General features: G+C 39.8%; 1 protein-coding gene. It reads left to right on the plus strand.

The genetic code is table 11. The features are described from left to right. On the plus strand, positions 1-641 hold a 641-nt coding region (locus tag ACIY19_RS10850), incomplete at both ends, for a type IV secretory system conjugative DNA transfer family protein (protein ID WP_409003406.1).

A 641-nucleotide genomic window follows, 5' to 3' on the forward strand; every position in this document is an offset into this window, starting at 1 on the left:
TACCTGGTGGTGGGGCTATTTTCATTTGTTATTTTCCAGTCCTTTTACCATTACTACCAACTTTCGACTGCAGCAGTGCCTTTCATGGGAATGTTGCGGCTTCGTTGGTTGCTAGAACACTGGGAACGCTTCTCTTTTGGTGTCTTCTTTGATTCAGGAGCCTTATATGCAGGGCTGATCGGATTCGGCCTTCCAATGCTTGTCTATGCTTCTATGGATAAAAATTTATATCGTCAGGGAGAAGAACAAGGTAGTGCTCGTTTTGCGACTTTGAAGGAAATGAGACGATTTGAAGACGTTGATTTTGAGAAGAATATGATTTTTTCAAAACAGGTCAAAATGGGCCTATTTAACTTTCGCTTAGCCTACAATGTTCAGCTCAATAAAAATGTGATTGTCATTGGTCTTCCAGGAGACGGCAAAACCTTTACTTTTGTATTGCCAAATTTAATGCAGATGAACTCAAACTTTGTTGTCACAGATCCTAAAGGAAACCTGGTACACGAAGTTGGGAAGATGCTTGAGAAAGCTGGCTATGCTGTTAAAATCTTTGATTTGATTCGGCTCAAGAATTCAGATCGGTTTAATCCTTTTCATTACATGAAGTCTGAGCTAGATATTGATCGTATCTCTGAAGCAAT

It is taken from the genome of Streptococcus sp. ST14 (genome assembly GCF_046098195.1).
In the GTDB taxonomy this organism is placed as follows: domain Bacteria; phylum Bacillota; class Bacilli; order Lactobacillales; family Streptococcaceae; genus Streptococcus.